Source organism: Vibrio tritonius (genome assembly GCF_001547935.1).
GTDB classification, from domain to species: domain Bacteria; phylum Pseudomonadota; class Gammaproteobacteria; order Enterobacterales; family Vibrionaceae; genus Vibrio; species Vibrio tritonius.
On sequence record NZ_AP014635.1, the window covers coordinates 2,224,554 to 2,237,609 of the forward strand.

A 13,056-nucleotide genomic window follows, 5' to 3' on the forward strand; every position below is an offset into this window, starting at 1 on the left:
TCGGTTATCTGTGACCTTCATTACGCCAATCTTGACAAATATCGTCTATCCCTAATGTGAGTGGCACTTTTTTCAAGGTCACTCCTTGTCTGTCGCCCTATGCTAAGCGACAGGTTTCTATTAGCCCACAGAACCTACTGTTGAGATTCTCCAAGTACCACAACAGATTAATTTTGATATTACTAAGGAGTTTCTTATGTCATTTGCGTTAAAAATGCCTCGGCTATGTCTTATGGGAGTTGGCGCCATTCAAGAAGCCATTGAACAAGTTGCCACCCAAAATAAACAGAAAGTTTTGGTGGTTACCGACCATACACTAGTAGAGTTGAATATTGTCGCCCCTGTGTTAGCCGCTCTCGATCAACATCAGATCGCTTATTCACTGTTTGATAAAGTCACACCAAACCCTACTGTCGCCCTGGTAGAGCAAGGCTTGGCTCAATATCAACAAGAAGCTTGCGACGCGTTTATCGCCATTGGCGGTGGCAGCCCTATCGATTGCGCTAAAGCAATCCGAATTATGGCCACCAATGATGGACGAATTAACGATTATGAAGGGGTTAATCAAGTTGTTAATGAGGGCGCCTACTTTGTTGCGATTAACACCACCGCAGGTACAGCGGCAGAGATGACCTCAAACTCGGTCATCACCGATGAGCAAGCGGAAAAGAAAATGGTGATCATTGATGATAAGCAGATCCCTGATATTGCCGTCAATGATCCGACAGTGATGGTTGGACTTCCTGCATCGGTTACCGCCGCCACCGGTATGGACGCCTTAACCCACGCGATTGAAGCCTATGTTTCAGCCGGGCATCACACTTTAACCGACCCAACGGCATTAGAAGCGATCCGTTTGATCCATCATTGGCTGCCAACCGCCGTTGCTGATGGGCAAAACATCGAAGCACGTCAAGGTCTAGCATGTGCAGAGTATTTGGCTGGGATGGCATTTAATAGTGCAGGACTTGGGCTAGTGCATGCCATGGCTCACCAACCTGGCGCAACTCACAATTTGCCACACGGGGTATGTAATGCCATTTTGCTTCCCGTGGTGAGTGCCTACAACGCTCAATTTGTACCGGAGCGCTTTCGTACTGTCGCAGCGGTATTAGGGGAAGATGTGGCAACGCTCAGTGATAAAGACGGCGCCCAACAAGCGATTAAAGCGATTCGCGCTCTATCTGAACAAGTAGGTATCCCAGCAGGATTCTCAGAACTGGGTATCAAAGAGAGTGATATTCCTCAGTGGATTGAAAAAGCGCTTGCTGATCCATGCCTCGGTTGCAATCCTCACCAACCGACAGCAAAAGAAGTGTATGAGCTTTACTCTGAAGCGCTATAAGCTATGTTAGCCTCCGAATACCAAACAAATAAAAAGGTCCTGCAAAGGACCTTTTTCATGGGTATAAAACAACAACATGTTGCCGCTATTTTAATTTAAATTGAGTAATCAGCTTATTCAGTTGCTCAGATTGATCAGTCAATTCATTCGCCGACGATGCGCAACTATCTGAGTTGGTACTATTTTGCTGCGTGACTTCATCAATTTGACCAATACCCAAACTGACCTGATCAGCTCCCGCTGATTGCTCACTTGCCGCTTGTGCAATCTCTTCAACCAAACCAGACACTTGGCTTGCGCCATCCACAATTTCTTGTAGAGATTGTGCTGTTTGTTTCGATAGAGCAATACCGCGATTGGTTTTCTCTGCAGAGGTTTCAATCAATTTCGCTGTCTGTTGCACCGCTTGTGCACTTCGACCAGCCAATTGGCGAACCTCATCAGCCACCACTGCAAAGCCTCGCCCATGTTCCCCCGCACGAGCCGCTTCTATCGCAGCATTTAATGCCAGCAAGTTGGTTTGCTCTGCAATCGATTCGATAGTGCGTATAATGTCATTAATGTCGTTTCCTGATGCCTCAATTTCCACCATGGCAGTTTGGAGTTCCGACATCAGTTGATTACCATTGTTAGCCGCAGCAACCGACTGGGAAGAGAGGCGACTGGCTTTATCCGCATTGCTCGCACTTTGACGAATCTGCTCTGCGATCTCGTTAATCGTCGCACTGATTTGCGTCACTGCTGATGCAGAATCCGTTGCCCCTGTTGATAAGCTTTGACTTAAGCCATTCACCATATCAGCATTTCGCGCAATAACATCCGAGCGACTGCGAATCTGGCCGACCAGCGTATTTAAGTCATCCACCATTTGCGACAGTGCCCGACCTAATTGGTCTTCATTGGAAGCAAGCTTAACAGAAACCGCTAGGTCGCCTTGCGATATTTTCTCGGCGATCATCACTTGTGCTTGTAAGCTTTCAGCCATGTTATCTAACGCTGCAGATAGCTGTCCCACCTCATCAACACTGTGGTAATTCAATCGGTTGTTAAATTGTCCTTTTGCGATGGTTTTTGCCATGTTTACTGCATTTAAAATAGGCAGAGAAATGTTACGTGCCATCACCAGCAACGCACCTATCGCCACAATAGAAATAATCAAACCTAACCCCACTTGCCATGTGGTATCTGTTTGATTATTAGATTTTAACTCCGCCGATAGCGCATTCGCATCTGCGAGTACCAAGCTCAAATCTAACTTGATCACCATCGCCCAAGCGACATTACTTTGGCCAAGTACAAATGGTGAAATCACTTTAAGATTATTGGTTTTTTCATCGACTTTCACGACCGGTTTGTTATTTTTAATCGCAGTCAGAATGTAGTCAGTTTCATCACCAAACAATGACTCCATCGACTTACCAATCGTTTCGGTTTGCTCGCTGTCGGCAATGACCAAGCCAGACGCTGTAACAATCGAAACATGCGAACGACCATCATATAAATCTGAAGATACTTGCTCACTCAGGTTTTGGACAAAATCCAAATTATAGTCGGCACCAACAACGCCTAAAAACTTGCCATTAGCTATGATTGGCGCAGAAAGTGTTGCCAACCAAACATTTTTTCCTTGAACAATATAGGGTAAAGGCGCCGTCACCATTTCGTTTAAGGTCTTTTCTGGGACTTGATACCAAGCACCCTTCATCACTCCATTTGGGTGTGCTTGCGATGAATCATATTCCACTAGCGGCTGCACATTAATCGCACCTGATGTATCGCGAATCCAGTACGGCGTAAATCGGCCAGTATCAGGGTTATTACCATCGCGATTAACTTTAAATTGATTGTCATTGCCATCAAAGGCATTAGGAGCCCAAGCGCTATAAGTCCCATTCAAATCTTTATTCGACTTCAGCACTTCTTTAAGCATGCCGTTGAACACACTGCGATTAATAAACGCAGCCCCCTCATTCATTTCTGCTTCTTTTGCTGCAGACATTGCATCAGAAATTGCACGAGCCGCACTTAACGCTTCTTCAAGTCGACGACTTATTGATTCTGAATAGCTGGAAGCCGTCGCTTCTAACTCTTTTAGAGTGGTTTCTGTGGCTAGCGCAGAGACTTTTTCAGAGACTAACGTTTGGGTATTTTGCGCAGAATAAACGCTGTAACCCACCAGTATCCCTGCAGTAATAAGCAAACAAAGCCCTGCTGTCACGGCTATTTTTGTCTGAATAGATTTGAACTTCATAATTTATCCTAAAAGACGTTAACCTTTTAAACCGTGTGGTTACGGTTATTCAGCATTAACTAAAGCTTATATAAATGAATTTTCCAGTAACACATGGATAAACTGATATGAAGTTTACAAAAATGTAACTTAGCTCTCTTATTTGGCGTTAGCATACTAAAAAGCAGCATTTGTCTTTTCATCACTGAGCGCCACACAGTCCTTGAATAAGATCAAATCAAGTGATTTATTTTGCTGTTCGAGGCATATCACACACTGTGCTGTTTTACCCGAAGTAGGTATAGGGTTCGACTCAAACACTCAGTAAGTTGAGTTCCTATTTTTCTTTATTTATTAGGTATTAAGCCATGCGATTTCGCTTATTGTCTCTGGCTAATCTGTTGTTTTTAGTAGGCTGTAATAGTGCTGGTGGAGGCGATATTAGCACAGACAACCACCAGTCTACTTGGTATTCCCCGGCCGCGGGGGTAACGTGGCAATGGCAATTACAGGGCTCGGTAAACACTAGTTACAATGTCACTATTTATGATATCGATCTCTTTGACTCCTCCACGACTTTTATCACGTCACTGCAGGCACAAGGACGGAAAGTCATATGTTACTTTTCTGCAGGTTCTTACGAAAACTGGCGCTCTGACGCTGCTGATTTTGACGCCAGTGACTTAGGAAATGATGTCGATGGTTGGCCGAACGAACAATGGCTGAATATCAATTCCACTCAAGTTCGTAATATCATGCTTGCCCGACTCGATTTAGCTCAATCAAAAGGTTGCGACGGAGTCGAGCCAGACAATGTTGATGGTTACGTTAACAGTAGCGGGTTTAGCTTAAGTTATAACGACCAACTCTCTTTTAACCGTTTTCTTGCCAACGCGGCGCACAAGCGTGGGCTTGCCATTGGCTTGAAAAACGACTTAGACCAAATTAGCGATTTAGTCGATTACTTCGATTTTGCTGTGAATGAACAGTGCTTTGAATTCAGCGAGTGTTCAGCGTTGACCCCATTTATTAATGCTAATAAACCGGTACTCAATGCGGAATACCTAAATACTTATGTATCAGATTCGTCGGAACGCGCAAGTATGTGTACTTCCTCGGTAAATTTAGGTTTAAGCACGTTAGTTTTACCAGAAGCGTTAGATGACAGTTTTCGCTACTCCTGCCGCTAAATGGTCCTATTAGGGACATAACTAAATCGAACGCATACGAATTAAATTCTCTTTTTTTTCATCCAGTTACAAAGATCTACCACTATAGGGTTAGCTAAGCTTGCTTATATGAACTATTTTTTCTTTAATCCCTTAGAACGCATAATGGTAATGGTTGTGAATTTTCAACGAAGTAAACACACCACATGGTTTTTAGTATGCTCGATTTTGTTGTTTCTTTCTTTAGACACAACAATGCTGGCACTTAACTACAAAATAACGCACGAAGTATCTGAGGATGCCGTGATCATAAACCTTGCCGGTAGACAAAGAATGCTGTCACAAAACATGGCTAAATCTGTCTTCCAAATCGATCCAACAAGTACCAATACTAAGCAATCTCAAACGCTCATACTTCAGTACATGCAGTCTTATGAAATGTTCACCGACACACTCGAAGGATTTGCCAAAGGTGGGTATGTGGTTGATGCTGAGAAAAAGTTAGTCATGGTGCGCCCGATTGACCTGCCCAAGGTTAGCGAGCTAATCAATAATGCAAATCAACTGTTGATCCCGCTTGAGCAACTTAATCTAACCATTCTTAAGCACGGTCTAAACACTAAATTACTTGGAGATATCAAACATACCTTAGCCAATATTAATCTGCCTCTGTTGGGTTTAATGAATGACATCACCGTATTGGTAGAAAAGAACTCTCAAGAGAAGTCGGACACGTTGCGCTCGATCCAGATGTTCACTTTCTTTTTAGCTTTACTGAATTTTGCTTTCATCGTTACTCAATTTCGCTCAGGCCAACGTCAATCAGCTCAAACAATCAATGTTCTTAATGAGTTAATTCAATCAGCGAAAGCTTCTCTTGTTATTTTTAATGAGATGGGCCAAGTAAGTATGGCAAATGAAAGCGCACGTAGAATGTTCGGCTATACCGAGCAAGAAATATTGCAACTCTCTAAAGATAAACTGTTTACTTATGATAACGAGCAGTTAGTCGCTCTTAGCCGCAGTGGGAAGCAAATCCCGATAGAGCTACACGAACGTTCAATTATCCGCCATGGAGAAACACTCACGATAGCGACACTCATTGAATCTCAGCAGCAGATAAACCAGAACCGAGCCCTCTTCCAGCTCGCCAACCGAGATTCTTTGACAGGAATGTTCAACCGAAATGCATTGAACATCGCGCTCTACCACAAAGTTCAACAAACGAAATTCTGGGGCGCTCGCTTTGCTTGTTATGCCATTAATATCGATAACTTTAAGCAAGTGAATGCGTTATATGGGCGTAACGTCGGCGATGATGTTCTCAAAGAGTTTACCTATCGACTATGTCGAACTACCCGCGATAGCGACTTTATTTATCGTTATGGTGGAGACGAATTTGTTTTAGTCGTTGATTTATCTGACAACGAGCTAGCGCTTAATAAAGTCACACATAAGATAAATGATATTACGACCTCATCATTTAAGTTACCAGATGACATTGAAATCACTTTAACCACCAGTTTTGGAATCGCGATCTGCCCAGATGATGCCGATGATCCTGAAGAGTTACTGAGTATTGCTCAGGAATTAATGAAAAATGGAAAAGATTCTCAAGTCATTGAGTTATCGCAAGCATCAAAAATTCGGCATATACAACCTCATTCGGAATAGATAATAATAAAACTATTTTTTACTTGCTCCTTATTGCAATTGAAATAAGGAGCAAGTAAAACACAAATATTAATTATTATGGTGACCTTCCTCTTTATCTCTATATCAAATAAATTCTTCATTTATGAAAAATAAGATACTGAAATAATAGACATTTAACTCAAATAAGTAGCAATAAGATCATTTACTCACGTTAGCGTTTTCTGATATAAAGCACGGCATAACAAAATGTCATATTTATGATAATTCGGAATATTTTCTAAATTATCTGCTTTAGTTAACAGGAATGTATATGCGGCTTAGCCAAAAAATCAAGTCTAGTTTACACAAAGAATCTCAGCCCCTGATAAATATTCATACCAATGAGGCCCAACTGCAAAAAGATATTAAAAAAATATCTTTTACCCCTCGTTTAATTATTGGATTCACTTCGCCAAATAGTAATATTGATAGTGTGGCAAGACGTATAAAAGCAGCGTTTCCATCTTGCCAACTGGTATTAAGTAGTTGTGCGGGGACACTGAGTAATGCCAATGGTCAGGACCTATATCAAGGGACTCAAGCCCAATGGCAAGATATTGTTCTTCAATGCTACAGCGATACTTTGATTGATAATGTTGAAATACTCTCAGTCCCTTTAGGTAGTGATGATTTGGCGCAAGGCCGTATCGACCGACCACTTGAACAACGCATTGCAGATCTTCAAAATCGCCTAAATCATCTAAACATAAAATCTGACATCGATTATCGCGATACTATTGCCTACGTCTCCTTTGATGGTCTTTCACGATCAGAAACCTTTTTTATGGAGGCAATATATCAAAGTGGGCGCTTCCCATGCCTATTTGTCGGAGGGTCTGCTGGTGGTCATCTCAACTTTGAACATACCTTTTTGCATAACGGCCAGCAAACACTTCAAAATCACGCCATCATCACACTCATTAAGATCAAACCAACAATGCGCTTTGGCGTATTTAAATCGCAGAATTTTGAACAAACCAATATTGAAGTAAATGTTCTCACCTCTTCTCAAGAGCATCGGTATTTAAGCGACATCATTACCCAAAATGGGGAAATAACCACCCTAATCGATTTTCTTTGCCAACATTTCCGTTGCCAACCAAACCAGCTAGAACAAGCTTTAGAAGAATATTCTTTTGCGGTCAAAGTGGGTAACGAACTTTTTGTGCGTTCCGTTCAGTCGTTTGATCTATCGGCTAAGAAAATCCACTTTTACTGTGATATTGCCGCAGGCGAAACACTGTCCCTGGTGAAAAGAATTCCTTTTGCCGAAGCTACTCGACGCGACTTATCCACCTTCTTAAAAGACAAGCCGGCTCCTATCGGTGGTCTGCTTAATGACTGCATTTTACGTCGTCTCAAAAACAATCAATCATTGGCGCAAATGAATAGCGTATTTACCCATATTCCGGTGGTTGGCAGCTCCACATTTGGGGAAATTCTTGGGCTGAATTTAAATCAGACCCTAACTGGCATTTTCTGGTTCGATGTGCGGGACGCGAAAACGCCATTTCATGACGAATATTTGGAACAGTTTATTCATCGCTATTGTGAATTCAGAGCGATGTTCTTACATAAAGATGTCAGTAAACTCGCGGGGCTTAACCGTGTGATTGTCAAACAAATTGATCACTTTAAAGAGAGCCATTACGAAAGTTTGGTGGATGCCACAGGGCTAGACAACAAAGTTCGCCCTATTTTCCAAGGACTGAATCAACTAGGCCAACTACTTAATGATGCAGAGCAACAACGAGCATCCATGGCTTGTGAGTTGGCGCTATGCGCCAGCGACTTAGATCAGAGTGTGGACGAATTGTCGGGTCACGTTCAAACCCAAGCCGCCGCTGTGGAACAATCGGAGACGACTGTATCGGGTATGGCAGGACAAGCGCACCATGTGGCAGAGAATGCTCGTCAGTTGGCAGAATCGGGTGAACGAATCCAAGATATTGTTGCGGTGATTCAAAAAATATCAGAGCAGACCAACCTGCTAGCACTCAATGCCGCGATAGAAGCTGCACGTGCAGGTGAACAAGGTCGTGGATTTGCCGTAGTCGCCGATGAAGTACGCAAGCTCGCTGAAAAATCGCGTCAGAATGCCGATGAGATAGGTGGTGATGTGGTCACTCTTGCTCAGGAAATTCGCGCAGTTGCTCAGGAAATCGAAAATCAATCGTCGGCCGTCGCAGAACTTACGTCTGTTTTAGCATCACTGCGTGAAGTCAGCTCGTTAACCGCAGAAAATTCTATTAGGACCCAATCTGTGGCAGATAAGTTACTCACGCTGACTCAGGAACATAACTGAGCTATCCCCCTGCAAGGGCTGCCTTTGCAGGGGACACCCCGAATTCATCAGCAAATTTCTCTATTTACCAAAGTTTTTTCAAACTATTTTTGAATTTTTGCCATATCGTAAAACCGCACTTTCTCAGCACAAAATTTCAAACCATGCATAGTTCACAATTTGGCACACTAAAATGTGCATATTTCCCTATAGATTGTGTTTTTCGTTGCAATATTTAACTATCATTTGCACAACATAACATTCCATAATCTTAACAATAGCTCTTTAATTTCCCATTCTTCGTGCGTAATATCCTAGATCCCCTGCTTTTACGATAAGTCAATTTGTTCATCCTATCTGCCGTTATTTAAGATGAGTTTACCTTCGTTAGCAGTCCCAAAAATAAAATGAAAAAGGTTCATCAGGGATTAATCATGACCACAACACAAGCACAACAGCACTCAACAACACCTCCCTCACAGAGGCGCAAATTAAACTTTGAAGATGTAAAAACACTAAGCCTTTCAGCATTAGGCGGTTCACTCGAATTTTATGATTTTGTAATCTTCGTCTATTTCGCCAATGTCGTTGGCGGATTGTTCTTTCCGGCGGATATGCCTGAATGGATGCGCCAAGTACAGACATACGGTATTTTTGCCGCAGGTTATTTAGCACGCCCTCTTGGCGGTATTATCATGGCTCACTTCGGTGATCTATTAGGCCGCAAACGCATGTTTATGCTAAGTATTTTTCTGATGGCAGTTCCAACACTAGCGATTGGCCTTATGCCAACATACGAACAAATTGGCCTAGCAGCACCACTACTGCTGTTACTTTGTCGTGTATTGCAAGGTGCCGCTATCGGTGGAGAAGCGCCTGGAGCATGGGTATTCGTCACAGAGCATGTGTCTAAACGCCATATTGGTTTTGCCTGCGGAACTCTTTCAGCGGGGCTAGTTGCCGGAATTTTGATTGGCTCACTGGTCGCAACGGCTATTCACGCTAGCTACTCGGCTACAGAAGTACACGCCTACGCTTGGCGTATTCCCTTTTTATTAGGCGGCTTATTCGGTTTTATCACTATGTATTTACGTCGCTGGCTGCACGAAACACCCGTGTTCAAAGCGATGCAGGAGCACAAACAGTTGGCCCAAGAGATGCCGGTTAAAACCGTCGTCAAAAACTACTTACCCTCTGTGATCGTGACCATGGCGGTAACTTGGGTATTAACAGCTGCAGTTGTGGTGACGGTTCTATTACTGCCATCGTTATTGCAAAGTGTTATTCACCTTGATCCTGAAACCGCATTAGAAGCTAACAGCCTTGCGATTATTTTCATTCTTATCGGCTGTCTTGTGTCGGGAGCTCTTGGTGACCGTTTTGGGAATGGGCCCATTATGGCGATTTTTAGTATTGGGTTAGGCACCAGTTTCTGGGCTTTTTATAGCACGATGTTACAAGACACCACTTATCTATTCCCAATGTACTGCCTAGTCGGTTTCTTTGTTGGACTTGTGGGTATTGTTCCAGCCATTGCGGTAAAAAGTTTCCCAGCCGCGATTCGTTTTTCGGGTTTGTCGTTTTCCTATAACATCGCCTACGCCATATTCGGCGGATTAACTCCGATGATTATTACGACATTAATTATCGATAACGTGATGGCACCTGCTTATTATGTTGCAGTAGTTTCATTGGTTGGAGTGTTGGCCAGTCTCGCGATCATGCGCTTTCGTCCAACTCTGGATTTAGCAGCGAACCCTGCTTAATACTCACTTTGTTGCATTAAAGGTAGCATTCGCTACCTTTTTTTATGCCATATTTTCAGGCAGTGGATCGTCAAACTACTCATCTAATTACTCATTTAATTTTGAAACAACGCGATTGAGTTCACAAAACTTTCATTAGTCTACCTTCTTAGTGATTTTTCACCGCCAAACATCAATGTACGACATACACTCAATTTATTGATAATAAACCTCAACGACTCTAGGTAATTCGATGACAATAAATTCGATTAAAACCAAAATGGCGTTAGCTGCTGGGATCTGTTTAGTAACCGCGTCTGTCTCATTGGTAGGTTATAGCGTTTTTTCCGCCAATGAATCTCGAGACTTCGTCTCTGAAGAATCCACCAGACTCATCAAAGAAGAAACATTAAAGAAATTGGAATTAACCGCTGCTGCTGCCGCCAATACGGTTGATGAAAGAATCGACGCTGGACTCGAGACCGCGAAAGCGATCGCCACTTTTGTGGCGAGTGTAAAAGCGCAAGACGAAAAATCTGGATCAAAACGTCTTAACCGAGATGACTACGACAGTGCTTTACTCGCATTTTTGCATAAAGATAAAGACTTAAACGGCACATACAGTGCGTGGGCACCCAACAGTTTTGATGGACAGGATAGCGCCTTATTATCATACCGAAGTGACACCAACGAAGAGGGGCGATTTGTTCCTTATATTACTCGAGATACAAATGGGAAAATCAGTACTCAGCCTCTGGTTGAATTTGACTCGTTAGAAAAGCATCCCAATGGCATTACCAAAGGCGCTTGGTATCAGGTTCCCAAAGCAACCGCGAAAGAAACCGTGACTGCACCACTGCCCTATATTGTTCAAGGTAAATCCGTTTGGCTAGCGACCATGTCTGCCCCCATTATTGTTAACGGTCAGTTTTTAGGCGTTGCCGGTACCGACTTTAATCTCGACTTTATGCAATCATTAGCTGTTAGGCTTGCAAATCGTATCTACCCTGGCCATAGTCGTGTAACGATTTCAACGGCGGATGGTTTACTCATTGCAGATAGCAAAACGCCCGAATTTATTGGCAAATCCACCGATGCTATTTATGGTGACAAGTCCAGCGTGGTGATTTCCTTAATTAATAAAGGTGAAAACTATGTCACCGATGATGAGGAAAGAAACCTCTATAAAGTACTTGTTCCCATCAGCTTTGGTAACTCCGATATCAAATGGGGTATTACGCTTGAAGTGGACAGAGATGTCGTGCTCGAAAATGCCGTGTTACTCAGCAACAATCTTAAGGCAAAAAACCAAGAAAACTTTATTTATCAGCTTGTGATTGGTGTTGTGATCACCATCTTGGCCATCTTAGGTATTATCTATTTCTCACATCGAATCGCGCAGCCTATTTTAGCGGCTGTCACCATGGCAAAAACCATCGCACAAGGCCGCTTTGACCATAGGCTCAATCACCAATCCGCTGATGAAATTGGGCAACTTTCCCATGCGTTAGATGAGATGGCGACATCGCTTTATAATCAAGTGAAGGTGGCGGAAAAAATCGCCCAAGGTGATTTAACCGTAAAAGTCAATTTAGCCTCCTCTGATGACCAGCTCGGAAACTCACTCAGTAAAATGGTGATGGACCTTAATAACCTCATCCAACAAATTACCGAGCGAGCCAATGTTATCGGCAACAATGCTGAATCGGTTTCTACACTCAGTCATGACCTAGCAAGTGGTGCTACCCAATCTGCCGCATCGATCACAGAAATCAGTGCGACGATTTCCAGCATTACGGATCAAATTAACCAAAGTGCAGAAAACGCTCAACAAGCCAATAATCTATCTAACCTAAGCAATGAGCTAGCGACCAATGGTAACCAACTGATGGAAGAGCTGAATACGGCAATGGTTGATATTGAAAGCTCAGGTAATGAAATTACTAATATCATTGGTGCGATTGAAGATATTGCTGAACAGACCAACTTATTAGCGCTCAACGCCGCTATTGAGGCAGCCCGTGCGGGTGAAGCTGGCCGTGGTTTTGCCGTGGTGGCCGACGAAGTACGTAACCTCGCAGCCCGAAGCGCATCAGCAGTGCAAGATACCGTAAAAATCATTAACAATTCAGCGGCAAAAACCAAACGCGGTATTGAATTGAGCACACAAACCTCCAACGCCCTGAAAGATATCGTTGAAAACATTAATAATGTATCAGCTTTAGTGACGGATATTGCAGAAGCCTCTACACTGCAATCGACCGGCGCCGACGAAATTAACCAAGGCATTAAGCAGATTGACCAAGTGACCGTACACAACAGTGCTAACTCAGAACGCTGTGCAGATGCAGCGAATGAATTAACCGCGGAATCTCAAGATCTGATTAACCTCGTTAGTAAGTTCAAACTTTAATTCAAACACAGTGGCGGTGCGGCTTTCTAAGTATCAGGCTTAGAATCCGTATCGCCATTCATCTCACTAGTGAACTCTCTCTTTCCCCCCGTTATTCGCTAAACAGCCCCACATTGAACTATGTTAATGAATAACAATGGAATAATAACTATACAATGACCTATGTTATAATCGC

7 protein-coding genes and 1 pseudogene are annotated in these 13,056 nt (G+C 43.0%); 7 read left to right on the forward strand and 1 reads right to left on the reverse strand.

Features of this window, described 5'->3' with window-relative positions; translation table 11 throughout:
* Positions 1-196 precede the first annotated feature (196 nt).
* A complete protein-coding gene (fucO, locus tag JCM16456_RS09850) occupies positions 197-1,345 on the forward strand; it encodes a lactaldehyde reductase (RefSeq protein ID WP_068714053.1) in 1,149 nt (382 codons plus the stop codon).
* Between the two features lie 85 nt (positions 1,346-1,430).
* Here the strand turns inward: fucO and JCM16456_RS09855 are convergent, their stop codons facing one another.
* Positions 1,431-3,596 carry a methyl-accepting chemotaxis protein gene (locus JCM16456_RS09855; protein ID WP_068714054.1) on the reverse strand — a complete coding sequence of 722 codons (2,166 nt, stop codon included), beginning with the start codon at positions 3,594-3,596 and terminating at the stop codon, positions 1,431-1,433.
* A gap of 347 nt (positions 3,597-3,943) precedes the next feature.
* Between JCM16456_RS09855 and JCM16456_RS09860 the strand changes: the two genes are divergently transcribed.
* From JCM16456_RS09860 to JCM16456_RS09880, 6 genes and pseudogenes are all read left to right on the forward strand, one after another.
* Positions 3,944-4,765 carry an endo alpha-1,4 polygalactosaminidase gene (locus JCM16456_RS09860; RefSeq protein WP_068714055.1) on the forward strand — a complete coding sequence of 274 codons (822 nt, stop codon included), beginning with the start codon at positions 3,944-3,946 and terminating at the stop codon, positions 4,763-4,765.
* 234 nt (positions 4,766-4,999) lie between these two features.
* On the forward strand, positions 5,000-6,418 hold the full coding sequence (locus JCM16456_RS09865; protein WP_162266538.1) for a diguanylate cyclase: 1,419 nt from the start codon (positions 5,000-5,002) through the stop codon (positions 6,416-6,418).
* 292 nt (positions 6,419-6,710) lie between these two features.
* Positions 6,711-7,868: pseudogene (locus tag JCM16456_RS24540) on the forward strand (FIST signal transduction protein); the annotation flags it as partial.
* A 447-nt stretch (positions 7,869-8,315) separates the two neighbouring features.
* Positions 8,316-8,744, forward strand: a complete 429-nt coding sequence (locus JCM16456_RS24545) for a methyl-accepting chemotaxis protein (RefSeq protein WP_455570272.1) — start codon at positions 8,316-8,318, stop codon at positions 8,742-8,744.
* Between the two features lie 413 nt (positions 8,745-9,157).
* Positions 9,158-10,489 (forward strand): MFS transporter, encoded by a 1,332-nt coding sequence (locus tag JCM16456_RS09875; protein ID WP_068714058.1) that lies wholly within the window; start codon positions 9,158-9,160, stop codon positions 10,487-10,489.
* 232 nt (positions 10,490-10,721) lie between these two features.
* Positions 10,722-12,881, forward strand: coding sequence for a methyl-accepting chemotaxis protein (locus tag JCM16456_RS09880; RefSeq protein WP_068714059.1), 2,160 nt, complete (start codon positions 10,722-10,724; stop codon positions 12,879-12,881).
* The last annotated feature ends 175 nt before the right edge of the window (positions 12,882-13,056 follow it).

Excerpts from the sequence above, each read along its gene's own strand:
- fucO (WP_068714053.1), top strand. The coding sequence starts at position 197 with ATGTCATTTGCGTTAAAAATGCCTCGGCTATGTCTTATGGGAGTTGGC.
- JCM16456_RS09855 (WP_068714054.1), bottom strand. The coding sequence starts at position 3,596 with ATGAAGTTCAAATCTATTCAGACAAAAATAGCCGTGACAGCAGGGCTT.
- JCM16456_RS09860 (WP_068714055.1), top strand. The coding sequence starts at position 3,944 with ATGCGATTTCGCTTATTGTCTCTGGCTAATCTGTTGTTTTTAGTAGGC.
- JCM16456_RS09865 (WP_162266538.1), top strand. The coding sequence starts at position 5,000 with ATGCTGGCACTTAACTACAAAATAACGCACGAAGTATCTGAGGATGCC.
- JCM16456_RS24545 (WP_455570272.1), top strand. The coding sequence starts at position 8,316 with ATGGCAGGACAAGCGCACCATGTGGCAGAGAATGCTCGTCAGTTGGCA.
- JCM16456_RS09875 (WP_068714058.1), top strand. The coding sequence starts at position 9,158 with ATGACCACAACACAAGCACAACAGCACTCAACAACACCTCCCTCACAG.
- JCM16456_RS09880 (WP_068714059.1), top strand. The coding sequence starts at position 10,722 with ATGACAATAAATTCGATTAAAACCAAAATGGCGTTAGCTGCTGGGATC.